Annotated in this window: 18 protein-coding genes; 3 read left to right on the forward strand and 15 right to left on the reverse strand. The window is 49.8% G+C overall.

The window, feature by feature from the left end; genetic code table 11:
- Window positions 1–1185 carry a chromate efflux transporter gene (chrA, locus tag F3H97_RS08715; protein ID WP_196431105.1) on the forward strand — a complete coding sequence of 395 codons (1185 nt, stop codon included), beginning with the start codon at window positions 1–3 and terminating at the stop codon, window positions 1183–1185.
- 153 nt (window positions 1186–1338) lie between these two features.
- Entirely contained in the window at window positions 1339–3174 is a 1836-nt protein-coding gene (locus F3H97_RS08720; RefSeq protein ID WP_196431106.1) for an acyltransferase family protein, read from the forward strand.
- 20 nt (window positions 3175–3194) lie between these two features.
- Here F3H97_RS08720 and F3H97_RS08725 read toward each other — a convergent pair whose 3' ends face one another.
- Window positions 3195–3695, reverse strand: coding sequence for a YdcF family protein (locus F3H97_RS08725; protein WP_196431107.1), 501 nt, complete (start codon window positions 3693–3695; stop codon window positions 3195–3197).
- Window positions 3696–3880: 185 nt separating this feature from the next.
- Between F3H97_RS08725 and F3H97_RS08730 the strand changes: the two genes are divergently transcribed.
- Window positions 3881–4174, forward strand: a complete 294-nt coding sequence (locus F3H97_RS08730) for a hypothetical protein (RefSeq protein ID WP_196431108.1) — start codon at window positions 3881–3883, stop codon at window positions 4172–4174.
- A gap of 42 nt (window positions 4175–4216) precedes the next feature.
- Here the strand turns inward: F3H97_RS08730 and F3H97_RS08735 are convergent, their stop codons facing one another.
- From F3H97_RS08735 to F3H97_RS08800, 14 genes are all read right to left on the reverse strand, one after another.
- Window positions 4217–6880: an immunoglobulin-like domain-containing protein gene (locus F3H97_RS08735; RefSeq protein ID WP_196431109.1), complete on the reverse strand. Its 2664-nt coding sequence runs from the start codon at window positions 6878–6880 to the stop codon at window positions 4217–4219.
- Between the two features lie 261 nt (window positions 6881–7141).
- Window positions 7142–8455 (reverse strand): glycosyltransferase family 4 protein, encoded by a 1314-nt coding sequence (locus F3H97_RS08740; RefSeq protein ID WP_196431110.1) that lies wholly within the window; start codon window positions 8453–8455, stop codon window positions 7142–7144.
- Between the two features lie 40 nt (window positions 8456–8495).
- The gene (locus tag F3H97_RS08745) at window positions 8496–9716 is read right to left on the reverse strand and encodes a DHHW family protein (RefSeq protein ID WP_196431111.1); all 1221 of its coding nucleotides are present in this window, start codon (window positions 9714–9716) and stop codon (window positions 8496–8498) included.
- Between the two features lie 12 nt (window positions 9717–9728).
- The gene (locus F3H97_RS08750) at window positions 9729–11159 is read right to left on the reverse strand and encodes an MBOAT family O-acyltransferase (protein WP_159562817.1); all 1431 of its coding nucleotides are present in this window, start codon (window positions 11157–11159) and stop codon (window positions 9729–9731) included.
- A gap of 37 nt (window positions 11160–11196) precedes the next feature.
- Window positions 11197–11673, reverse strand: coding sequence for a hypothetical protein (locus tag F3H97_RS08755; protein WP_196431112.1), 477 nt, complete (start codon window positions 11671–11673; stop codon window positions 11197–11199).
- A gap of 81 nt (window positions 11674–11754) precedes the next feature.
- The gene (gene wecB / locus F3H97_RS08760; RefSeq protein WP_196431113.1) at window positions 11755–12855 is read right to left on the reverse strand and encodes a non-hydrolyzing UDP-N-acetylglucosamine 2-epimerase; all 1101 of its coding nucleotides are present in this window, start codon (window positions 12853–12855) and stop codon (window positions 11755–11757) included.
- Between the two features lie 49 nt (window positions 12856–12904).
- Window positions 12905–13792, reverse strand: coding sequence for a teichoic acids export ABC transporter ATP-binding subunit TagH (gene tagH / locus F3H97_RS08765; RefSeq protein WP_012727109.1), 888 nt, complete (start codon window positions 13790–13792; stop codon window positions 12905–12907).
- A 10-nt stretch (window positions 13793–13802) separates the two neighbouring features.
- Window positions 13803–14600 (reverse strand): ABC transporter permease, encoded by a 798-nt coding sequence (locus tag F3H97_RS08770; protein WP_012727110.1) that lies wholly within the window; start codon window positions 14598–14600, stop codon window positions 13803–13805.
- Window positions 14601–14615: 15 nt separating this feature from the next.
- A complete protein-coding gene (locus F3H97_RS08775) occupies window positions 14616–15905 on the reverse strand; it encodes a nucleotide sugar dehydrogenase (RefSeq protein ID WP_074036038.1) in 1290 nt (429 codons plus the stop codon).
- A gap of 127 nt (window positions 15906–16032) precedes the next feature.
- Window positions 16033–18216: a glycosyltransferase gene (locus F3H97_RS08780; RefSeq protein WP_196431114.1), complete on the reverse strand. Its 2184-nt coding sequence runs from the start codon at window positions 18214–18216 to the stop codon at window positions 16033–16035.
- Window positions 18213–21278, reverse strand: a complete 3066-nt coding sequence (locus F3H97_RS08785; protein WP_196431115.1) for a CgeB family protein — start codon at window positions 21276–21278, stop codon at window positions 18213–18215. The genes F3H97_RS08780 and F3H97_RS08785 overlap by 4 nt, the downstream gene beginning before the upstream one ends.
- A 42-nt stretch (window positions 21279–21320) precedes the next feature.
- Complete coding sequence (locus F3H97_RS08790) at window positions 21321–21632, reverse strand: hypothetical protein (protein WP_074036034.1); 312 nt, start codon at window positions 21630–21632, stop codon at window positions 21321–21323.
- Window positions 21633–21641: 9 nt separating this feature from the next.
- On the reverse strand, window positions 21642–24287 hold the full coding sequence (locus F3H97_RS08795; RefSeq protein WP_196431116.1) for a glycosyltransferase: 2646 nt from the start codon (window positions 24285–24287) through the stop codon (window positions 21642–21644).
- 163 nt (window positions 24288–24450) lie between these two features.
- A complete protein-coding gene (locus F3H97_RS08800) occupies window positions 24451–26523 on the reverse strand; it encodes a bifunctional metallophosphatase/5'-nucleotidase (RefSeq protein WP_196431117.1) in 2073 nt (690 codons plus the stop codon).
- Window positions 26524–26703 lie beyond the last annotated feature (180 nt).

Below are 26703 nucleotides of genomic sequence, written 5' to 3' on the forward strand. Positions count from 1 at the left end.
ATGACGACACAACGTGTGACGTTCAAGACGTTACTAGAGATTTTATTCGTTTCAACGAGGCTCGGTCTCACCTCATTCGGTGGTCCGGTCGCCCACCTCGGTTACTTCCACGAGGAATATGTGAGACGACGCAAATGGATGGATGAGAAAGCTTACGCCGACCTCGTCGCCTTATGCCAATTCTTGCCCGGACCGGCGAGTTCACAGGTCGGGATCGGGATCGGGATTGTCCGCGGTGGCATATTAGGTGGGATCACTTCATTTATCGGCTTCACAACGCCGTCGGTCGTTGCCCTCATCCTATTCGCTTTATTGTTATCCGGACTCGACGTCTCCGATGCAGGCTGGTTATACGGCTTAAAAGTCGTCGCCGTCGCTATCGTCGCCCATGCCATCTTAGGGATGGCGAGTAAACTGACACCTGATACAAAGACACGAACGATTGCCTTTTTTGCCTTGGCAGGCGTCCTACTCTGGCAAACAACGTTCAGTCAGGTGCTGTTCATTCTACTCGCGGCCCTCGCAGGATTCCTGTTGTTCAAGCCGGACCGCCTCGATGCGAAATCGAGTGCGTTCCCCATTTCGAAACGTCTCGGGGCCGTTCTGCTGTCGATTTTTGGGGCACTTCTCGTCATCTTACCGATTTTACGGGAGACGTTTGAGAATCAGACGATTGCCTTGTTCGATAGCTTTTACCGGGCCGGTGCCCTCGTCTTCGGCGGCGGACATGTGGTCTTGCCACTACTAGAACGAGAACTTGTACCAGCTGGTTTCTTGAGTGAAGAAGCCTTCCTTGCAGGATACGGTGCCGCTCAGGCCGTTCCTGGTCCGCTTTTCACGTTCGCTTCTTATCTTGGAACGGTGATTGACGGTGTGCCGGGTGGCATCCTTGCGACGGTCGCGATTTTCTTGCCGGCCTTCTTGCTCATCCTCGGTGCACTTCCGTTTTGGGACGCGCTCCGTCACAACCCGAAAGTCGCTGGCGCCCTCATCGGTGTCAACGCGGCGGTCGTTGGGATTTTGATTGCGGCATTCTACAGCCCGATCTTCACGAGTACCGTAAACGATGCGGTCGACTTCGTGTTCGCTGCCTTCCTGTTCGTGATGATTGCTTATTGGAAGTTACCACCGTGGGCACTCGTCATCGCCGGGGTACTCGGTGGGACGTTGATTAATCTGATGTAAGGTGCAAGGGACCTCGTGTCCCTTTTTTTGTTGGATTTTTACGTCATTTGATTGTTAATCTTTTGAAACCATTCCCTCCTCTACGCTCGTTATACTGAAGAATGGATTCAAAAATAAGGGAAATGTCCGCTTTACTAGAAAGGAAGTGGGGGCATGCAACCACTCAAACATACAACGTATATGCCCGGTCTCGATGGTTTGCGCACGTTCGCCGTCTTGGCTGTGATTTTATATCATTTAAATGTACCTTACATACCCGGGGGATTCCTCGGTGTCGATGTATTCTTCGTCCTGTCCGGTTACTTGATCACCGGGATCTTGATTCGCGAATGGACGAAGACCGGCACAATCGATTTGAAAAAGTTCTACCTCGCGCGTTTCCGTCGTTTGTTGCCGGCACTCGTCTTGATGCTATCGGTCGTGATGACGTATGTGACGCTGTTTGACCGCTCCTTGCTCGATACGGTGCGCCAAGATTCACTGGCGGCACTCGCCTATGTGAACAACTGGTGGTATATCTTTCACGAAGTCTCCTACTTCGAGAGTTTCGGAAAGCCATCACCGCTTCAAAATTTATGGTCTCTCTCCATCGAAGAACAGTTTTATGCGTTCTGGCCGTTGCTCCTACTCGTCGGTCTCGCGTTCCGAAAGCGATTGCTTCAACTGCTCGCCGCGCTTCTATTCGTCTCCGCCGCCTGGATGGCGTTCCGATATGTCCCGGAAGCCGATCCAAGCCGCGTCTACTACGGGACCGACACGCGATTGTTCGGTCTGCTCATGGGAGCCGTCCTCGCCTTCGGTTGGCGTCCGGACACGTTTAAAGAAACGATCCCGCATATCGGACGCCACATTTTGAACTGGACCGGCGCCGTTTCGCTCATCGTCATCGTCGGGATCATCAGTAACGTCAACGCCTACGATGCATTCCTCTATTACGGAGGTTTCTTGCTCGTCGCTTTCCTATCCGCCCTATTGATTGCCGCTGTCGCCCATCCGGCGACCATTTGGTCACGACTGTTTGGAAGCGTTTGGCTTCGCGTGATTGGTACACGGACGTATGGGATTTACTTGTGGCACTATCCGGTCATCATTCTATCGACACCGCTCGATCGACTCGGGACGTTCTCGCCACTTCTTTCCGTCGGGCAAGTGGCGTTGACGCTTTTGATCGCCGAGTTGTCGTATCGCTTCGTCGAGACACCGATTCGTCGAAACGGATTCAAACAAGCGTTCCGTCAGCTCGTCTCAACACCGACGCACCCGAACGCACGCTTTGCCGCCACGGCATGTGCAACCGCGCTCTCACTCGTTCTCGTTGGGAATTTGACCATTCTGGCGTTCTCTGAATCGAAGCCGGTCGAAGATGAAATTCCTGTCGTGAAAGTACCGATGCCAAAAGACGAGACAAAGGACGTTCCGAAAGAATCGGAATCCAAGGAAACAGAGGAAGTCCCGTCTGAAGATCAACCGACAGAAGAAAACACAGCACCAACTGAAAAACCAGAAAAACGAACATGTCCACCGGCTCTCGCGATTGGCGACTCGGTCATGCTCGGATTGAACGAATATTTGGCAGATGCTTTCCCGAATATGAAAATCGACGCCCAAATCGGACGTCAAGTTCGCGATGCGATTCCAGTTGCCTCTCAGTACCAATCGTATAATGCTCCAGGTCACGTCGTGTTCCTCCATCTCGGAACGAACGGTGCCTTCAAAATGGAGCAACTCGAGACGTTGCTCAAGCAGTTCGAACGAGCAGATGAAATCTATTTGATCAACACACGTGTCCCACGTCCATGGGAGAGTGAGGTCAATAAAAAACTCGCTCGGGCCAGTGAACTTCATGAGAACGTATCCCTCATCGATTGGCATGAACGCTCAATCGGGAAGGAAGCGTACTTCGAAAGTGACGGGGTCCATTTGAATATTAAGGGCGCCGAAGCGTTTGGCCACGTGCTGAACGAAGAAATCGGCTGTCAACCAAACTAGGCTCTTGCGAGTGCAAGAGCCTAGTTTTTTTCTTTCCTAAATACGTAACGTCCCAACAACTTCACATACGCCAACATTTCACGGATCATATATCGCCCTTTCGCAAGCGGTGGGGTCGGTGCATACAAAGCATCACTCTCGAGCTGAAAGTACAGTCTCGCAATCAGACGAGCGCGCGGCACATGAAAATCATTCGTCACGATTGTCACACCGGAAGCTCCGTCCCAAATTGAGCGGCTATGCTCAAAGTTCTCGATTGTCGACGTCGATGTCGCTTCCACATGAATCCGTGTAGCATCGATTCCTTGCGCCATCAGTTCTCGTTCAATGACACGCGCCTCCGCCATCCCTTCATCTGGTCCCTGTCCACCTGTTGCGATCAGTTCGACATGAGGATGTGCCTTCGCATAGGCGGCCGCTACGTCAATTCGATGTTGGAGCGCGCGGGACGGTCGAGTCCCATTCACTTTCGCCCCAAGGATGATGACGAACCGGTATGTACCAGTCGCGTTCTTTCTCATATTGTCACCCCATATTCGTCCATTCTCTTTTAACCATACTTAATCAAGAGAAAGATTGCACGAATCCATTCTTTTTACAAATTATAGTCAGTGTTTTGGGATATATATGAAATAAAATTACCAAATACCCATAAAATGTTTTAAGATGAAGGAGGTAAGACTTTTTGAGGGAGGACTGGTGACCCATGACAGATTCAGATAAATGGTTATCCACCCGCTTCTTGTATACACGCGATGCACGATTGTTTGCAGAAATCGAAGTCGTCGAGCTCGACCCATCTCACTATAAGTTTGTGATTCATCCGACACCGCTTGGCGCCGGGGAATCTCCTTATATGCGACAAGGTCCCCTCGACTCAGACCATCTCCCCTCTGCATTTTCTGATGTGAGCCGTGTGTATACGAGACAGCTGGATTGCTTACGTGCAGCGACACGTCTCGTCTCTTCGATTGGACCCGCTCGCTTCACAACACATTGACCAAAAGAACGGAGTCGCATCATGCGACTCCGTTCTTCTTTGTTATCGTTTCGATAATTTGACGATAAATGGAATCGGTTGATCGATTCCTTCATATTTCGCTCGCAAGACAACGATATGCTCTTGGTCATCTCGTGAGATGGTAACATTGGATCCTTGAACCGTCACGAGATCCGGGTGTGAACTCTCCCAATTCGTGATGCTCTTCGCCCCGATTCCAAGTAAACCTCCATACTGGGTTGGCAGAGTGGCTGTTTGCGCATTACCCGTCAATGCGCTCACAACTGGATTCAAAAGGGTGCCAAGCGAATCGAGCAACCCACCGAGTAACCCCGTATCGACATCTTGTGTGGACATATTGATGATTTGATTTGTACTAGCATTGCTGACGGTCAAGGTAAATGGCGTGACCACATCATTTTCACGAACGTCCCCCGTACTCGTCATCAGCGCCGGGTTACTTGATGTCCATGTGAGCGGAGAACCATTCAAGCTCGTTGGTAACGACAAATCAAATACCGGATACAGCGTCCCGAATGACGACTTAACTTTCGTCACATCGTCTGCTAATACCAACTGAACATTCGCTGCAACCGATCCACTAAACGTCTTCGTCCGAGTCAATCCGTTCTTTGTGACCGAAGCCGTCAGGATGAACGATTTCGCATCGGTCGGATCTTGTTGAATCACCCCGGTGTTCGAGATGACACCCGGTTGATTCGAGGACCAACTGACATTGATTCCGTTTGATGCGGACGGAAGTGAGATGTTGGTCGACAGGTTAATGAGATTACCAAGGTTGATGGCATTTAAAGCCGCGTCGAGCTCGGCTGTCAACAACGCATCATCTTTTGGTACGAGCAAGTTCGAGAAGGTACGTGATTTCGTCACACCGTCCTTCGTCGCATTGACCGTAATCGACACCGTTTGATCCGTCGTGCCACGTGTGACAACCCCACTGTTCGAGACGACCGCTGGATTCGATGAGGACAGCGTCGTTGTACCACCAGTGAATGGCGGTAGGACAATGTTCGATGTGAGTGGACTTGTAATCGACAGTGCTGCCAAGTAGTCATCTACTTCCCCTTCAGCCCCGCCTTCTTTCTTCGGTACAAGTAAACCGAGGAAAGTTTTCGTTTTCGTGACCCCATCTTTTGTCACTGTGACGACGAGCGAAACGGATTGATCCGTCGTACCTCGTGTGACAATCCCACTGTTTGTAATAACCGCTTGATTCGACGACGTCAACGTCACAGTCGCCCCAGCAAGAGGTGGGAGTGTGATATTTGAAGTCACTGGGCTTGAGATGACCAGTCGATTCAAGTAATCATCAATGATACTGTCCGCCGATGAATCTTTTTTCGGTACGAGGATATTCGGGAAGGACTTCGTACGCGTCACCGCTCCCTTCGTTGCCCGTACGGTCAAATTGACATACACGTCTTGATTTCCTCTCGTAACGACACCAGAAGTGGAGACGACTGATGGATTGCTCGATTCAATCGAGAAGACGACACCCGGATAGGACGGCAATTCGATATTCTTCGTGAGTGGGTTATCGATTTGAATGCTGTTGAGCCAGAGGTCGAGCTCTTCTTCGTCCGTCTGGGAGCGCTTCGGAATCAAAACGTTATTGTAGGTGATTGATTCCGTGATGTCCCCACGTTTCGCTTGAATCGTGAACGTCACGAGTTCATCATTCGTTCCGCGCGTCACTTTACCAGTACTCGACAAAGCCGACTTGTTTGAATCAATCGAGAATGTCACACCGTCAATTTGCGGGAAGACGATGTCATTCAACAACGGATTCGCCACTTGGATATTCAATAATAGACCTTTTAATAGATTGCGAATATCCGGTTCCGAATCACCCGGAACCTGTCCGCCTTTTAATGTAACGACCACCGGTGATGTCCGCTTGACGCCCGACTGGACATACATATTATAGGACGCAGGTTTGAGCGGTAGAGATGCCACTTTGTAAGATCCATCTTGTTCAGGATAAATCAACTTTTTATACTGTACTTTGGTTTCTCTGTTTTCAGCAATCAAATAGTGACGTACGCCTCGAGCAGGATAATGAATTTTACCTACGGCCTGAATCTGTTCATTGTTCGTCAAAATGGAAAAAACGGGTTGGGTCAAATGAACATCTCGCACCACAAGCTTCGCTTTTCCACTGAAGTATAAGTTTAATCCACGAGCTTTATAGCTGACCATTCTTGTTCCTAGCTTACTTGTGTATGCTGGGCCCCACTCCAATGGATAAGTGGAACGCTGACCATTTGCAAAATAAGCAGTTAATTTGGTCGGCAAATTCGCCTTTTGGCCTTTTCCGACCGCACGAATGATTGGCGTTGAAACCTTGATCGGATAGTTCTTCACTCTCACATACCAGGTCGCTTTCTTGTTCGTGCCCTGAACGCTTCCAACGATTCGTTGAGTTCGATTCAAGTACTCTTTTTGAAAACTGACTTTCGACCATTTCACTGAACGATAAGCGTACCGCCCGTTAGATAATTTGACTTTCACACTTTTTGGATAAGTAAATTTCTTAACCGCATACGTAACTCCTCCATAGTGTGTATACGATTTTGGTGAGTAGACATGGGTCACAGATGAACTTGCCTCAACCTCCGACCCTGGTACAATGGTAAATCCGACAAGTAAGAAAAAACACAAAAAAAGAGCAACGACTTTTTTCATTCATGCATCCTCCTTTACTAACTACAAGGCGACAGGTATACATGATGTGCGTGCCTCTAAGGTGTTAATCATTTTTACCCCGAAAGCGAAATAAATATGTAAATTTTGTAATATATATAATACAAAAGTAACATAAAAAATACTTATTTTGACTATTATGGTGGCGGAAGACTTTTGGTGACATTCATCAAATAAACAATGAATCAGTTCGTTATATTCAAAAAGAGAACTTCTGATTTGAAGTTCTCTTTCCATGAGTCGCTATTCCATTTCATCCGATAATCGCTGAAGTTCCATACGTAACTTCTCGATTTCCAACGACTGTTCCTCATTCATCAGACGCAGTTGGTCGAGCTGTCGTTTGGTCGTCACTAACTCATCGCGTGTCTCTTCAAGTCGTTGTTCCCGGTCTGTCAATTTCCATGTACAGATCCGGTTCGAACGACGAGCATGAAGTTGATCATAACGAATATGAGGATAGCGCTCAACCAAATCGATTTCTCGAGCGCCTTCTTCCATCACCTGTTCAAGCACCTCGAGCAGTCGTCGCTGTGATTGTTCGTCTCGAAAATGTTGATTGACGAGTGTAGCCGAGAAGCTCGCAAGGTTCCGTCGCTTCGTCTCATCCATCAACTCGAGAATCGCCTCCCCGATTTGTCCTGGTGAATACCCTTCATACTTATTCCCGATGCCTCCGAAGTTCGTACTCGCGATATCTTCCCACGTCGAAGGTGTGACCAAACCTTGATAGCTTTTGCTCCCGACAGCGATGGTCGGTTTACCGAGCGCCATCCCTTCCAGCGCAGACCGTCCAGGACCGATGACAAAATCGGCACGTCGCATCGCCTCAGGGAGTTGGCTTTGTTCTAGCCAACCAAGCCATTTGATGTTCTGACCTGTCCCCGCCAGCGCAGCTTCATAACGCTCGGCGTATTTATCACGCTGTGTTCCGTCACCGATAATCAACCAGTCAATCGGTAAAGACCGCACCCTTTCGTCTTCTAGTGCATCTAAGAAGACGTCTAGTATAAACAGTTTGTCCGCATCCAGGCGAGACGTGAATAAGCCTAAGATACGTTCTGATGGAGATGTTTCCTCCGACGGAACAAAAGTCGCATCGACCCCATTAGGGATAACCGTAAGTTTTGATTCGATTTCTGGACAGTGTTCAGTCAGGTGAGTAGCAATCCGTTCCGATACCGCAATCACTCGCGAGACGCTCGGATGATACTGCTCAATCTCATCATAATACATCCCGTGGATGACGAGGACGAACGGGATTGCGTTCGCCTCCGCCACCGCGAGACCAAATTGACGCGCGTCGAACGGATGCGCATACACGACATCGAACGGCTGTGATCGGATTTGATCGATGACACATTGCACGTCCTCACTCGAATAGTCCGTCTCGACGACTTGCCCGCCGAGTTTTCTTACTTCATCGGCAAAGGGACCAGGCTTACAGACAACGGTCACCTCATGCCCCTCTCGTAGAAACACTTTCAAAGAAGATAAGATATGGAGGTGCAATCCTCCCATTGCGGAGTGAAAAAACACCGGTAGTAATATGTTCATGATGAGCACCTACCTTTTCTCCGTAATCGATTGATTAGGGTTACAGGCCTTCCTGATACATCGAACCAAGACCACGGATGCGATCGTTGTGAACGAACAGTACCGCATCTACCTCATTTTCTTTTGCGTAATCCGCAATACTGACATCATAGTCGTCGAAGTAACGGACATCAAGCGCTGACACCGTTCCGAATGACTCTCCAAGATAGCCAAGCATCGGGTTCGCATACGAATCTTTTAAGATGAGCAAGTGATAATCATTTTTCGGATTATTTTGTGTGATTTTCGATTGGGCATAGTTATCACCCATGAACAAGTTGTAGTAGTTCGTGAATTTCGTCGAGTTCTTCAAGACATCCGTATCTAGGACCGAATGACCACAGTCGTCGCCATTTCGACAGACTGTCGTAGTAAATCCGTCTTTCGGTTCAAGGTACGTAAATTGATCCGGTGACTCGACGTAAGGCATCGAAATTTCACGGGCATGAGATCCATAAAACGGACCATCTACCGATTTGATTTCCATATCCTCCATCGATAAGGCAGGAGCATCAGGGAACTGCTCGCTTAAGCGTTCCATGATTTGTTCATAAGCCATGAACGCTCCTTCCGGACGCCAGTGGTGATCCGTCTTAAAGTAAATGTCTTCTCCTGGCTGATCGCCGAGCGTTTCTTCTAAGTCGATGAGCGGAATCTCATTCTCTTCAAGACGAGCATGAAGCTGTCCGCGATTTTCTGCATCTGCCGACTCGATGTAATCTGGGAAGATTCCTTGTCTTGTCGCATAGACCGGTTTACTTGGGGCCGATGCGAAGTAAGATGGAATGTCAGCTTCGCTCATCTCTTTTTGAAATTCTTTAAAGAAGACCCCAAGTGACGAATAGTCGCTCGCCACAGGATCTGGTGCATACAAGAACTCATCGATACTGATGACACCATTGTTCATCTGTTGTTGCAGAACGTTACGTTGCACCCAAGCTTGTGTCTCAATCCACATGTAACGCTCAAACACCTGATCGTTTGCTGATGCCTCGAACTCTTCCATATACGTTCCATCCAGAATCGTCTCGACAGATGGATCCGGGCGCTGTGCTAGCATCCGTCCCTCACTATCCGAACGTGCTTGTTCGGTGCCAAAGGCGTAAACGGCGAGTCCATAAAAGATGGTGCCAAGGAAGCCGATCAATAGGATACTGTTGACCACCCAAGAAAGGCGCCGCCTTTTCGAACGGACTTGTTCGCTTTTGGTTTGTTGTTCCATTGTCAGCCCTCCTTAGAACCGGAAATAAATGAATGGGTTAAATGTACTCGATACGACATATGAAATCGAGATACCGAAAATGAGCATGATATACGCCGCTCGTGCAAGACCAGCGCTTGCAGCAAGCACAGGACGATCCGTACTCACTTCATGACGCAAGAAGCGGGCAACTAGCATTTTCGGAAGCGGTGTAGCAGCAATCATCGAGATGACAAGCACGACACCGTACTGAACAATGTAGTAATATGCCGTTTGATCGAATACTTCACCTCCGTGTAATCCGAACATCACTTGCAGATACTCTGTTGCGTACGTGAAGTTATCGGCACGGAAGAATACCCAACCGATGACGACGATGAAGAGCGTGAACGCGTGGGCGAGCCATGCCGGCCATGCGGCAAGCCATTTCCCAAGAAATGCCCGTTCGAGCATGATGAAAATCCCATAGTATAATCCCCATGCGATGAATGTCCAACTCGCACCGTGCCATACCCCGGTCAATAACCAAACGATGGTCAAGTTGCGATACGTCTTCCAAGGACCTTGACGATTCCCGCCGAGCGGGATGTACACATAGTCTCGGAACCAGCTTCCGAGCGAGATGTGCCAGCGACGCCAAAACTCAGATACTGATTTTGAAATATACGGATAATTGAAGTTCTCAAGGAAATGGAACCCAAACATCCGACCGAGACCAATCGCCATATCCGAATAACCTGAGAAATCAAAGTAAATCTGTAGCGAGTAAGCGATGACACCGATCCAGGCGAGTGTCGTCGATAAATCCCCGGCCGATTGACTGAATACCTGATCCGCGACGTATCCACAACTGTTCGCTAAAATCATTTTCTTCCCTAGACCAATGACAAATCGTTGAATCCCAGAGACGAAGTCATCGACTGTCTCACGGCGGTCCACGATTTCATCTGCGACCGTTTGATAACGGACGATCGGTCCGGCAATCAATTGCGGGAAGAACGATACGTAAAGTGCCAAGTCAAACAAGTTCTTCTGTAGACGCCCATCGTTTCGATACACATCGATGACATAACTCATCGCTTGGAATGTAAAGAATGAAATCCCGAGCGGAAGAGGAATATCCGGGTCGTTCAGCGAGAAGCCAAATACCGAGTTGACGTTCTCAACGAAGAAACTCGCGTACTTGAAGACCCCAAGCATCCCGAGGTTCCCGAGAAGCATGAGCACCATCGTCCATTTGATTTTCTTCGCATCATCACGATACTTGTCGACCATAAAGCCGAACACATAGTTCATGACGATCGATGCGAGCATGATTAAGACGAACCGTGGTTCACCCCATGCATAGAAAAATAAACTTGAGACGAGTAAAATCGTATTTTTTAACCAGCGTGGTGACACGAAATACAGCAGCAGCACGACCGGTAAGAAATAAAATAAGAATACCGTGGAACTAAATAACATACCGTATGGTCCCTTTCTCCCTTAAGACTTGCTCCGCTTAGCGGAACGTCACATAGAGATCATCAAATCGTACAGTGGTCGGTTCAAGCGTTTCTACGATGTATTTGTAGGACATCTTGAAATACTTGGCATCTTCCATTTGTTTGACGACTTCTACAACGGGGTTCACCCCTGGGTTCAATGTGAGCATGAAACGCTTATTCGATAAACGTTCTTCGTCTGAATACTGCATGACGTACAATTCTAGTCGGATGGCGCGGTCGCCTTCGACATAAACGGATGTGTTGACTTCCATTTCTTCCCCTTCATCCATCTTGGCATCAGCCAAAAAGATTTTCGATGGGGGAATTTCAAATTTCAAGTCAAATAGTTGAACATAAATCGAGTCCTTTAGCGATTGAGGTAAAAAGGTGACCTCTGTCTTGTATTCCTCTTCGCGCATCGACATATGATTTTTATGTGGTCCACGCGGATAGTAATGGTAAATCGCCGGACGAATTCGCTTCGTTGACATGCAAGCACCTCCGAATCATTAGGATAATGATACAGAAAAGAGTTGCTGTGCCAGGCACAAAACAACTCTATTCGTTTTCATTTAGTTGGCAAGGATGGCATCGACGATTCGACGTGACGCCTCACCATCACCGTACGGGTTCGATGCTTGTGACATCGCTTTGTATGCCGTTTCGTCAGACAAGAGCTCATCCGCGAGTGAGAAGATGTTCTCTTCTTCAATCCCTGCGCGTTTGCGTGTTCCTGCAGCTACACCTTCTGGACGTTCTGTCGTGTCACGAAGGACGAGGACAGGTACACCGAGAGATGGTGCTTCTTCTTGTACGCCACCTGAATCCGTTAAGATCAAGTGCGACGTCGCCGCATAGTTGTGGAAGTCGAAGACGTCGAGCGGTTCGATCAAGTGGACGCGTTCGACATCGTGAAGAATCTCGTTTGCGAGTTCACGAACGACCGGGTTCATGTGGACCGGATACACGACTTCAATGTCATCATACTTCTCGATCAAGCGACGAACCGCACGGAACATGTTACGCATCGGCTCACCTAAGTTCTCACGACGGTGTGCCGTCAACATGACGAGACGACGACCTTGTGAACGGATACTGTCGAGCAATTCGCTCGCATAGTCGTCACGGACTGTCGTTTTGAGTGCGTCGATTGCCGTGTTCCCTGTGACGAAGATCATCTCTTCGTTCTTGCCTTCACGAAGGAGGTTGTCACGCGACGTTTCCGTCGGTGCGAAATGAAGGTCAGCCATAACACCCGTCAATTGGCGGTTCATCTCTTCCGGGAATGGTGAATATTTATTGTGTGTGCGCAGGCCAGCCTCAACGTGACCGACTGCGACTTGGTTGTAGAAGGCTGCGAGTGATGCCGCGAATGTCGTCGTTGTGTCCCCGTGGACCAACACGATGTCTGGTTTCGTTTCAGCGATGACTTCGCCCATCCCTTTCAATACGCGTGATGTGACATCGTAAAGCGTCTGCTTGTCCTTCATGATGTCGAGGTCATAGTCCGGTTTGATTTCGAACAACTCGAGCACTTGGTCAAGCATTTGACGGTGCTGCGCTGTCACGACGACAATCGGTTCTACCCCTTCACGTTTTTTCAACTCAAGTACGAGTGGTGCCATTTTGATGGCTTCTGGTCGCGTCCCAAAGACGGTCATGACTTTTTTCATAGGTCGTTTCGCACGGTCTGACTTCGCCGTGCTTCCTCCTCCCAATTGCTCACGCTTCGTTCGATACAGCGACCGACGAATGGCGTGTTTGTAGTTGTTCTTCTGTCAAAGGCGGTAAGATGTATGTCTCTCCGAGCTCTGTCGCATCGACGACCGTCGTACGACGTTTGAGCTTGTCGGCTTTAAACGAGTCTTGTTGCTCTTTAGACAAGTTGCGGAACCATTTCAAAAACTTGTTGTACTCCCGAACGACTTCATCGACTGGTCCATATTCGCGCACTTCTCCGAACTCGAGCCAAAGGCCGAGCGTACAGAATTGGCGAACTTGTGAGACCGAGTGACTGATGAAGAAAATTGTCTTCCCACGATCTTTGAACTCGTTCATCTTGGCGAGACACTTGTCGGTGAACGTTTGGTCCCCGACCGAGAGCGCCTCATCGATGACGAGAATGTCCGGGTCGACGTTGATCGAGATGGCGAATCCGAGACGGGACTTCATCCCGCTCGAGTACGTCTTGACCGGCTGATTGATAAAGTCACCGATATCGGCGAACTCAATGATGGCCGGTGTCAAATCGATAATCTCTTGTTTCGTCATCCCGAGCATCAACCCTTTGAGCTCGATGTTCTCGAGCCCAGTCAAGTTGCCGTTCAAACCAGAAGAGATCGCAATCAACGCCGTCTTTCCGTGAAGTTCGATTTTCCCGTGAGTCGGCGGCATGACGTCAGCCAGCAAGTTCGACATCGTCGACTTCCCTGACCCGTTAATGCCGATAATCCCGACCACTTCCCCGGGTGGAACTTCAAACGTGACATTGCGAAGTGCGTAAAACTGTTTGCCCCCTGCTTTACTGAAGAAGATCTCTTTCAGCTTATCAGATTGCTTGTTATAAAGCGTATATCGTTTCGATACGTTTTCAAATTTAACCTGGTACATAAGGTCCTCCTCAAATGTAATCGATGAAGTGTCGACGGAAACGCAAATGAATCATCGACCCGACGAAGAAGAGAACGAAGACGATGGCCCAGTAATAGAGACCGTAAGCCCAGTTAGTCGCCAACCAGTCGGTTCCGAGGAACATCGACCGATATCCTTCGACTAAATAATAGAGCGGATTGATTTGTAGGATATTCGCGAGCTTCGCCGGCGGCACCCAAAAAATCGGTGTCAAATACATCAACATCCGCATCATCGACTGAAGAAGGTTTTGAAGATCGCGCACGATTGTCGTGAGCGCGGACGTAATCAAGGCGAGCGAGTACAGTAGTGCAAGCGCACTGAACGCCAAGTAGATAAACCAGAGCGAATGTAGCCCCATCGGGAATCCGAATGCCCACATCAAGATAAACGAGACACCGACTAACGCCACGTGGCGATAGAAGAGTGCGAGCAAGACGTATGCCGGAATCGTCGAGATTGGGAAGCTCATTTTGGAGACCATGCCGATTTTCGAATAGACGGACCGGGCCGTCGAGGTGATCGCCGAGGCAATAAAGAACCAGACGACAATCCCTGCGACCAACCATGGCAGAAACGGCACGCCATCAATCGGCCTGCCGCTTCGAATACCAAATCCAAATACGAACCAGTAAACTCCAATCTGCAATAACGGTGTCACGAACTCCCATAAAAATCCGAGGTACTGCATCGAGTTGTTGCTTCGCGTCTCATACGTGGCGAGACGGAAAATCAAGTACAAGCTCGACTTTAGCTCTGAAAGAATAGCTTTCGCGGATTTAAACATGTTCATTCACCTGAATCAAAGAACGAGATTCGTTTCCTTTGTATATTTATAGAGGTTGCCGTAGTTGACGACCGCTACGTCTTCACCTTCTGGTTTCACGATGTTGCGTGTGTCGAAGATCATCGGACGACGCATTGATGACTTGAGCTCTGCGAAGTCGAGGACTTTGAACTCGTTGTGGTCAACCAATACGAGGACGAGGTCTGCGTCTTTGAGTGCTTCTTCTTTTGAAACGAGCTCGAAACGGCTTGATGTTGATTTTTCAACGTGTGAATCGTGAACAGAGATGTTCACACCACGGTCAAGCAAGATTTCAGCGATTTCAACCGCTGGGCTTTCACGCATGTCGTCGACGTTTCCTTTGTATGTCACACCAAAGACAGCGACTTTCGCGTCTTCGATTCCAGCAGTCAACTTCTGAACGTTGTCTGCAACGTAGTGTGGCATCGAGACGTTCGTCTCACGTGACAAGTTGATGATTTTCGCGAGGTCAGGTGATTTCGCGACGATGAAGTACGGGTCGACCGCGAGACAGTGTCCACCGACACCTGGGCCTGGGCTATGCAAGTTGACACGTGGGTGCTTGTTCGCCATCTCGATGACGTCAAGAACGTTGATGTCTAAGTCGTTACATACTTTTGCGAGTTCGTTCGCGAGTGCGATGTTGACGTCACGGAACGTGTTTTCCATGAGTTTCGACATTTCTGCCGTCTTCGCATCCGTTTTCACGATTTCACCTTCAACGAATGTACCGTAGACGCGTGCGCCTGCTTCTGCACATTCTGTCGTGATCCCACCGACGATGCGGTTGTTGTGCACGAGCTCATGAAGGATTTGTCCAGGCAATACGCGCTCTGGGCAGTGTACGAGATAGATGTCTTCACCGACAGTGAATCCAGCTTCTTCAACGAGTGGTTTGACGAAGTCGTCCATCGTACGTGGTGCGATTGTCGACTCAACGATGATGACGTTGCCTTTTTCAACGAATGGCAACACTTTGCGTGTCGCATCCAAGACGTACGTCAAGTCACATGATTTGTGCTCGTCGTCGTTGTTCGGTGTTGGGACCGCGATGATGAAGGCATCTGCTTTCTCTGGAGAGAGTGATGCACGGAACTTCCCTTTTGCCACGACGTCTGCGACCATTTCGCCGAGACCTGGCTCTTCAATGTGGATTTCTCCACGGTTCAATTTATCAACAACATGTTGTGAGATATCGACTCCGACGACGTCGACGCCATAGTTCGCAAAGACAGCCGATGTCGGTAATCCGATATATCCAAGACCTACTGTACATACTTTCATTGTGTGGTAACCTCCAAATGTTTTGACGCGCTTTTTAAATAGCGCATTGTCCATCATTTTATTTCACATTCGATAATAAAACAATACTCATTATACTCTTGAACAATTCTTTGGTGCAATTACATTTTCATGACAATGTCGTCGCAAATTGTTCGTGTGTTTTGCCTGAAATGATTTGTTCCATCTCTCGATAGAGACGATCGAGCGCGAAATGTTTACGAGCATACGCCTGATAGGCTTTTGCGTCCGTCATCAGCTTCTCGGTATCTTCTTTATAAGAGAGGATCGTATCGACAAATTTCGACGTATCCGTGACGAGTAGTTCGTCTGGGTAAATCGTTTCCGCGCCCGTCCAGTGGCGGATGAGCGGGTATGACCCTGCTGCCATCGCTTCGGCCGGTGCGAGATGGAAACTTTCCAAGTCACTTGTCGAGAAGACGAATCCGATCGATTGGAGCCACGTATCGACATCATTGCCGTGGCCATCGAAGTGGACGTGATCGCGAAGTTCTGACTCCTCGATTCGTTTCAGTAGCGCCTCGTAGTACGCGCTCTCCTCTTCGCGCTTCCCGATCCAATAGACGTCTTTTGGATGGTGTCCTTTGAAGTGGAGCTGGTACCGTTCGTCCGTCTTCAGCAGCTCTTCGAGGACGTCGAGCGCGAGGTCCGGACGCTTCAGTTTCGGGTTCATGCCGATCATACCGAGACGGAACGTCAAATCGTCTGCCTGTTTCGGTTTGTCGAGCTTGTCCGCGTCGACGGCATTGTAGATGACCGTCATCTGGTGACGCGGGATTCCGAACAGACGATGCATCTCTTCTAACATATACGGTGAGACGAGGATGATGCGGTCGATGTTGTCGAGCGCATATTCCCGTGGAAATGGTGTTTCTTTCTCCTGACGATGAATCCGGACGATGAGGCGCTGATGCGGCAACTTATGTTGCGAGTACCAGACGGCGTTGCCGAGGCCCCATTCACAGAAAATGACGTCTGCTTGTGCGAGACATGCCTTGCTGTGATTTACATCATGAATCTTGTGCCCGTCCCACTGGTCGACGAGGATCCGGTAGCTCGGGTCGGCCTCGAAACGTTCCATGAACATGCGGATGAATTTCAAGTCGTGACCGGCGAAGAGGATCGTCGTCTTCTGCATCTCCCAAATCGCGTCACGGAGACGTTCGAACGTGCTGGCGAACGTATAATTCTTCGCCATGTTGTAGAGCCGTTCCGCCGCATCCTTATAGATGGCTGGATGCGTGAAGGCGAGCTCAACCTTTTCGATGAATTCGTCTTCCGAATTGACGAAGAGCGGGTAGCTCGACCCGAGCAACATCTCGTGCATCTTGTTGCGGTTAAGGAGGACCGGCTTCCCGAGCGCCCCATATTCGAGGAGCTTCGTCGACAACTCGAGGCTGTCGTCAAGGTCCGGGTGACGCCACGAGATGCCGATGTCGCTCTCTTCGATGAGCGTCTCGACGTCCGCACGCGGGATACCTTTCAACCAGTGGACCCCTTCGTCCGTTTGAAGACGATGCGTCACTTCTTTACGGAAGTTCGGATTGTTCGGGTCTTGGTTGAACTTGTCTCCTGCCACTTTCAATTCGACGTCCGGCATCCGGACCCGTACTTTCTCGAGTGCGTCGAGAATTTCAGCCGAGTACCAGAGTGGCGCGAACTTTCCTGTATAGACGAGACGTTTCGCCTGACGTTTGAACGTCGGCGTCGCCTCGCGCATGTTCGGGATCATCGGGTTCAAGATGAGGAACGGCTTCGGCGTCTGTAAAAACGTCTCGAAGTACGCCTTCATCTCCGCTGTCTGACAGAGCATGCGAGCCGAACGGTCCGCAATCTTCTTCAAACGTGCCAACTCCTCCTGTGACGCGGCCGATGAATCATGCGTGAAATCTGTGAGATAAGTCCACGTCTTTTTCATCGTATGTTCATAATCGGAGAGCGCATAAGCGAGTTGGAACCCACGGATGAACGTCATGTCATACTGTTTCGTCTCGACGAGCTCGTGGATGAGTTGGGCCGCCTCTTCCGGCTGGAGCACCTTCTTCTCATAGTACGGCTCGTCTTTCTTCGTCGAGTCTTCCGTGAAGACGTCGATGAAGTTGACGCGGTCGAGCTGTTTGATCGACGCCGTCACTTCCGGTTTCACAATCGAGCGCTTCAAGAGCACGTCGACCTCGATGTTCGGGTCCTGGTTCAACATATGCACGACCGACGTGAGCCAGATGGCCGATCCGTCGATCAAGTTCAAATTGACGTCCCCGTATACGAGGATTCGGAGCGGTTGCTTCGTCATAATGTTACCTCCTGAAGGTCCGCTTCATCCATGGCGGCACCGGCTTTCACATATTGATACGGGTCGACACTGAAGATGCGTTTGCCAGAACGAGCAAGCTCGTTCAAGCTCTCATCCGCTTCAAAGATGTGGAGTGCCTCCTCCACCGTATAGAAACGGAGTGCCGACGGCTGCACGATCGAGCGGGACGGTGTCGCATCAAACACATAACGATACGACTCGTCATGGTCCTGTTTGACGAGCTGACCGTCATACATATAGTAGTCCTCTTTCGTCAGAACGTCCGCTTCTGCATAGCGTGCCGCGAGCAGATAATCGCTCAAGTAGTTCGGACCGTAATAATCGTCCGACTTCAAGTGGGCGACCCAATCGTACGACTCGACCATCTCCGTGAACGAGGTATAGTGCGTCAAGTAGCTACGCATATACGTCGAGATCGATGGCGTGTTGTACGTATTGTATACATCGATGTGATCCTCGAACTTATCGAGGAACATCATGAGATGTTTATGCTCGTAACGCTGTGCCTCGAACTGAGCGACGACGCGTTCTGCCTCTTCGCGCGACTTGATGAAGGCGACGACAGCGATCTTCTCGTGGTCGACACGGTACGGGATGCCAACGTCTTGGACGATTTTCGCCAGACGTTGCGTATACGTGTGATATGTCAACACGTGACGCATACCACGCATCGCGATGTCCTCATAGAATGAGTCATCTGTCATCAAACGGCGGAACGTTTCATCCAAGTCGGATTCTCCGTCGTCAAGGAAGACGTAATCGCCAAGCATGGCATCAACCCCGACCGAGCGTGTGCTGACGACCGGTGTGGCGCAAGCGAGCCCTTCGAAGACGCGACGTGAGAACATCGTCGGTGAATCGTTGACCGAGTTGACATTCAACATGACTTTATACCCTTTATACGCCTTGGCAATCTGGTTGTATTTCAAACTGCCGCGAATCGAGTGACGGAACTGTTCCGGGAATTGAAGTTGGTCGCTCTCTCCGCGTTGGTTGATTGCATAGTTCCGATCATAAATCGCAAGACCATACTTGTCTGCCGCCGCGAACAGTCTGTCCATGTCGGCTTTACGTGATTCGTGGCGGTTCGCATAATACGAACCGGCGAAACACGCATACGGCTCACGAGTCCCTGGTAAGCGGATCGGGTTATGTTCTTTCGGCTGTGCCGCAAACGGTAACGCATCGACACGGTCATGCCCACAATCTTCTTTATAGTTCGGAACGCGGTTCATGTCGGTCGTATACACATAGTCGAATCGCTTCGCCGTCTCAATGAAACGGTCGTAGTGAATTGGGTCTTCTTTGTTCCAAAAGACGGTCGGGATGTTGTGATAACGGCACCAAGCAAGAAGCGCGTCGAGCTCTTCCCATGTGTTCGTGCCATATTTGACGATTTTCTTCTCCCATGCGCCGGCGTTCCCTTTCCACGCCGATTCGACGACGAGGACGTCCGGTTGCTCATCGAGGAGCACCGTCTTCCAGTTGTCCGGCGTGAACGTGATGAGCTGACATTCTGGTTTGTAGGATGCCATCGTGAACTCATCGAAGATGGCCGCGACCTTCAGTTCGTGTAGTTCACGTGGGACCGGTGCGAAGAAGCGAGCCTCGCGCACGTCCATCCATGTCGGGTTTTCTGTACCGTCGCTGACGAGTTCTTCGGCGACACGGATGCGGTCGACCCGAGCCTCTCCGACACCGTCGACACGGAGGGCGAAACGAAGGAAGCGGATGCCACGGTCAAAGTAGAAGACTTTCTCGCTTCCGATTTGAACCTGTTGCATGATCTGACGCTCCGTCGCCGAGTAGGCGATGATGTAGAGGACGACGTTCGCCCCTTCATCGGCCACACCGTCGAGCGTGACACGGTAACGACTATTCGCCTTCACTTCATACGGGAACTCTGTCGGGAGCAGTTTGAAGCTGTTGTTCATCTCTGCATACGAGATGTAGCGGCGCTGATCGTCCTCGCCTTTCAACTGGACGACGAGTTGGTCATCTCGACTCTTCAATTTGATGAGGTCGGGTGCCGGGATCGTCCACATGTCCGGTTTGAGGGACAAGACGTCTTCACGGCGGACACTCTTCTCGCGAATCATTCCGATATTCAAGTTCTCAAGCTGTCCTGACCCGTTCACGCGGATGAAATAGCGGATGGAACGGTGTGACGGCGCGATGCGGACGATACCACTCAGTCCGAGTGGCACTTCAATCAAACGATCCTGCCCAGACACCGTATATGTCGCGATGAATAGCGAGGCGTCCGCTGTACCCGTGCGGTCCCCTTTCAAATAGAAACGATACAAGTCATCGTCCATATCACCCGTCTCAAAATCGATGCCACGTTCCGTATCGACGTGTGGCAGCGCGATCTCATCGACGCCATAGTGCGTGTATTGGTTCCCTTCGGCACGGACGACGAGCGTGTCTCCGTCGAAGTGAGCAATCTCACTCTGTGGTTTGAGAGAACGGAGTGACGACGACGTAAGTGGATAACGGAAATCAAAAGCATCGAGTGATACGTTCGCAGCCGTCCCTTCGACTGTCCAAAGCGACTGCTTGCCGAGCATGAGCTCGACGAGGCTGAACGCTCCTGCCCCGTTGACTTCAAAATGAGCCCGGACGATTTGTTCACCCATGCCGAGCGTCACATCGACCTGATCGCCGTCCTGTACCGTCACGTAACGAGTACGTCCACCTTTACGCACGACTTCTAACATCAACGTTGGCATCAGACCTTCGCGCGATTTGACACGCATCATAGCCGTGAACGTCTTTTGACCTGATTCGACGAGGTCGTTCACCGAGATGATATCTGAACTCGCGTTCGGTCGGTACGTGACGGTGACCGGCTCGTCCCCAGAGAAGACAAGGTCCGTCCCTTCAACGTGTACGTAAGGTGAGCGTGTATACCAGTTCGGTACGAGTTCACGTAGTTGATGCGATTTGTTCGGGCGTTTGTTCAACACTTTACGACCGAGTCGCTTCGACCGTTGTACCCCAAGGTAAGCGGCGCGACGTGCTTTTTTCTGCCAATCCATCCTCATATCCTCCAAATCATCGAGTCTTTCGAGCTCGATTCTTTATTTGCGAATGCGTCGTGCAACAGCTTGTGCCTTCAAAATCGCTTTTCCGGCTTTCGATTGCACAAGACGACGATACTTCTGATTCAACACATCATATTTACGTTTCAAGTCACTGAGCGCTTGCTCTTTCTTCTCGAACGTCTTCACGGTCCATTCAAACGTGTACAGAAGATCTCCATACTTTTGAACGAGTCGTCGATGCTTTTGACGTAATAGACGTTCATCATGTTTCAAATGACGAATCTCTTCTTCCTGCAGTTTGATTCGTTGTTTCAACAATCCGATTTCTTTTTCAAATTCGTTGCTCATGCTCTCACCTCACAAGTATGCGTCAAAGTAGAGACGCTTCAATTCTTCTGTTTGTCCTGATTCATATAAGTCGACGAATTGTTTTACAATCGGCGTCTCTAATTCCATCGGACGATACTGTTCGATGATTTCATAAAGCATACCGGCATTGTCGACAAACTCTTCCGGTTTGCTTCGGCGTAAGAAGACCAAGTACCACATCGAGAAGAAGCGTTCGAATCGTGTGGAACGGTATTGATCGAGTACGCCTTCTCGGGCGAACGCTTTTGCCCGTGCCGTCTCCCGAATGACACACTTCGTAAAGTACTTCTTCGTGATCGTATTGACTGTCGAACCGGCGACGGCCGCGTAATAATCATGAATCGTCAAGTCGAGAAGAGCGACTCGTCCTGCGCTCAGGAACATTTCCTGGAAGAAGAGCGAGTCTTGCCCGACCGCACCGATGACCTGTTTCAAATTGTGCTTCTGGATGAAGTCTTTTTTGATGACCATCGTCTGGATACTCTGTACCTTGAAGTTGTGCTCGAGCAAGTACGCTCTCGGGTCTTCGATGACGCGAACACCATCTTTTTCAAGGCCGTCTAGCTCAATCATGGCCTCACGGTTCGCAAGCTTCAACATACTTCCGACTGCGAGGTCAAGCGCGTCATTCTCTTTCATGATACGGAACAGTTCCGCATAGCCGTCGTTGACCGCTTCATTGTCCGGGTCAAGGAAAGCGATATACGGTGTCGTTGCCAATTCGACGCCTTTGTTTCGCGGACGCGACGCACTGCCGCTGCCCCCGTCGTTGAATGAGTACGTGTAGACGTTCGGATACTTCCGCACGAGGCGTTCGATATAGCCGATCGTCTCTTGGTCCGTCGAACCGTCGTCGACGAGCCAAATCTCCATGTCTTCAAACATCGAGCTACGGCGAAGACTAGAGAAACATTTGTTGTAGAGATAACGACCGTTGTTATAAATCGGTACGATCATTGAAAGCGCATAGTCACCCGGTTCGTTCGGGACGAGCACGTCATCTGCCGCGAGCAGTTCGAAATGATCGATGGCATAGCCTTGTCCCTCGATACGCTGGTCGTCCCGAAGCGTCTCAAGCGACAGGTGGGTTGCTGCAAACATCGTTAACGCGACGTCATCGTATCCCTCTACGAATTCATGTACAACGTCCTGCCCTTTCGTCACGAAAGCGACGTCCGTGTATTTGAAGGCGTTGACCATATCCTCTACATAATAGTCGAGGTAGTGATAACGGTCGTCAAATACCGTCACAAAGTCGGCTGTGCGTAAATCGACTTCTTGTAAATCCGCTTCTGCGACAAAACGTTTATGCGGATAGGATTGGCGCTCGAACTGTTCACGCGTCGCCGTCACGTCGCCACGACCGATGACGAGAACGTCACGACGGACTTCGTGGTGAATGCCGAGAACGAATAACATTTCGTTGAAACGATCATAAATTGTATGGTTCGAGAAGATGGTACGGACACCAGATAGTTGATGCTCGAGACGCTCTTCGTCTGTATCGAACATTTCTAAAATCCCTTGCGCATCCAATGCGCTCGTCGCGATGAATACGTTCGGGAAATCGTTGTTGACGGCCACGTTGTAGTTCGTCAAGACGAGTTGTCCCCGTGCCTGTGCCTCATAGATGGCTTGCGCACTCATCGTCGGACTGTTTTTCACTTCATTGACGTGAAGAATCCAGTTCGAGGTTTCTTTCAACGCCTCGATCTCCTGTTGGTCCCCATGGACGAGGACATCTTGAAGTGATTTCGGTGCGAACGACACCTTCGATTCATCCGCTTCGCGAATCACATAAAGAGACTTATTCGCATCACGAACACCTTGTGCGAGTGTCTCCAAGTCTTTTGCGAAACGTTGTACCGGGAAACGGTTCGTGACGACGACCGAATCCGACTGAACACGCGTCATCCCGATTGGATTGAAGCGAAGTGGGTCGATTCCCGGACGGATGACAAAAACGCGCTCATGTCCGGCTTCTTCGATATAATCCGTCACGCGCTCCTCGCTTGCCGTAAAGATATAGTCACACTGTGCGGCGAGTGAGGAGAAACGATCGTAGTGATTCGTATCGAGAGTAGTTTCAAACACGACACGAACATCAATTTGTTTGGCTTTACGAATCAAATTCTCCAACCAGTGACGTGAGTGCGAACGCGGCGAACCCATGTGGTGGAATGCGGTCGTCTCATCTTCCACTAGCGCGGCCGAGATGAGAAGGAAGTCAATCTTTTCGATTTCAGCCAGCTCTAAGAAACCCGTCACATTCTCAAATAAATGGACATGACAAAGCCGCTCTAACTCTTTCGCTCGTTTGACAGGACCGACGAATGCCACTTGCACGTCCGCCTTCTCATAAAAATTGCTCCCATTCGATGCGATACGAGTCACATCTTGTTTCGGGAGTCGCGCTCGAGCTGATTCGAGTTCCGTTTTTAAGGTAGCTTGCTGTTCTTCAAACAATTTATCGTCAAGACGCGGGCGTTGTGCCTGTCTCGACAATGAAGGAAGGTCCTCAAGGGTGATCAAGTCATCTCCGTTCAATGCTTCTCTCCGGTCGACCCGTTCTTTTTCTTCTTTCAACCACGCAATGTGCGCTTGCACATCGCGTAGCGTCGCTTTTACATCCATACGTCCGCTCCACCTTTTTTAAGTAATCAGTATTTCTTCATCTTATCGTATCTTAACAGAGTTATATGTCGGTCGCAATTTGATGACAAATGTACACGCCTGAGTTTCCTATAAAAAAGACGGACCCATTCCTGGATCCGTCCGAAAGTAATCAATGATTGTCTTATTCAGCTGCGTTGACGTCGACGATACGTCCTTCAACAGCAGGTGTGACTTCTTCGCCGAGGCTGATCAAGTGATCGCGGAAGTTTTCCCAGTCGATGAGACCGAGGTCATTGACGCGACCATCTTTGAATGCCGTTTCAAACTCAACATAGTTGTCTCCACCTTGCGCTGTGAAGAAGTTCGTTGCGACTTTGTAGCTCGTCGCGTCTTCGACATCGACAAACTCTGTGCCGTTGTTATACTGCAAGCTAACGATGCGCTCGCCAGCCGGTTTCGAGCTGTCGAACAATACTTTGAATCCAGATACGTGGAGGAATCCACCGTTCTCGATTGGGTAAATGCCAACGCTACGCTCGAAGGCCGCTTTCAATTCGCTACCTTTCAAGTCCATGATGGCAAGCGTGTTTCCGAATGGAAGTGTCGTCAACACTTCACCTGTCGTGACAGGACCTGCATCGATTGATGCACGGATTCCACCACCGTTTTGAACGGCACCGATGACAGCAGAATCATATTCTTTTGCTTTCGTGAGCATACCGTCTGTAATCAAGTTACCGAGGGCAGTTTCATTTTTACGGACACTCGGTGCTGTTTCGTCACCTTTGTCACGTGGGTTATCGAGTGGAGCTGTGAGCGAGACACCGATTGGGTCTTGGCTGATTGTATCCACGACATCTTTGAATGGTGCGAGCAACTCGACCGCGTATGGATCTGGTTGAAGTGCTTTCACGTCAATCAAGCTACCTGCATGTTTGATGACTTTTCCATCCTTGTCGAACTCGACATCAACCGTTCCGAGGAAATTGCTGTATTGGTCCGCTTGAACGATGACCGTTGGCTCTGTTTTTCCTTCTGTGATGAGGACCGGAGCGCTCAAACGAGTATGCGTGTGGCCACCGACGATGATGTCGATCCCATCTACGTTTTCAGCAAGCAACAAATCGTTGTCGAACGCTGGATTGTCGTTATACCCAAGGTGTGAGACAGCTACGATTTGATCGACGCCCATCTCTTTGAACGCGTCGACTGCTTTTTGTGCTTCTGCGATGTAGTTTTGGAATTCAATCGGACCTGGGCTAGCGATGGATGCCGTCTCTTCTGTTGTCAAACCGAAGAATCCGACCTTCTCGCCATCCACTACTTTGACGACACCTTCATAAAGACGACCGTTGTACGCTTTTTGCGAAACTTCGTCACGGTAGAGGCTCTTCATGTATTGGTCATTTGCATAGTTGACGTTCGAGCTGACGAACGGGAAGTTCGCATAGCGGACGAAATCAGCAAGTTCTTTATGCCCTTGCTCTGTACCGAGATCGAATTCGTGGTTACCCGGCACCATCAAATCATATTTCATGTAGTTCATGAGTTTGAGGTCAGCTTGACCTTTGAACTCGTTGAAGTAAAGCGATCCTGAGAAGACGTCCCCTGCGTCGATCAAGAGGCTGTCTGGCTTCTCTGCACGGATTTGCTTGATGGCTGTCGCACGTTTCGGTGCGAGATCGAGCGCGGCGTGCGTGTCGTTCGTGTGCATGATCGAGAGCTTGTATCCTTCTACTGTATAAGGAACTTCAAGTGTGATCGTTTTACCACGGTTTGTATATGTAGCCGTCGCGACGAATTCGCCGACTTCACTCGTGTCGATTTTGCTCCAACGTACTGCTTTTTCATACGTCCCACTTGCAAATTTCACTTGTTGCTTCACGATACCAAGTGCCGGTTTCCCTTGTTTGAACACGAGTGGCTCGCTCGGTGGTAAAATCGCAATCGGGTGATCGAGGACGCGTACGCGTTTCTCAATGTACTTCCCTTTGCCTTTGACGATTCCCTTAGCTGTTTGGAATGTACCTAATTTCTCCAAGTTGACGCTCGATTTATACCAATGGATCGGCGCGCCCTCATATGTAGCATCGAGTGCAGCATCCAAGTCCCCTGCGTACACATACGCTGATTTCGCTTTGACGACTGGTGCTTTCGACGCAGCTTCCGTGACAACAGCCGGTGCGAGCGATGCAGTCGATACGGCCGCTACAGCGAGTGCTGTGTACAACTTACGAGATGATTTCTTTGTCATGTCCAATTCCCCTTTCAGATTTGCGAAGAGGACACACAAGAGAAAGCGCTTACATCATTCGACTTTTTACTTACCACGATTACCCCAAAGTCGTCCGTTTTTCCCTTATATGTACAAATCGCTCTAGTTCTAACGTAACGGAAACGCGTCCAATAAACAATCACAAATTGAAGATTTTTA

It is taken from the genome of Exiguobacterium sp. SRB7LM, from assembly GCF_015712685.1.
Lineage (GTDB): Bacteria > Bacillota > Bacilli > Exiguobacteriales > Exiguobacteriaceae > Exiguobacterium > Exiguobacterium profundum.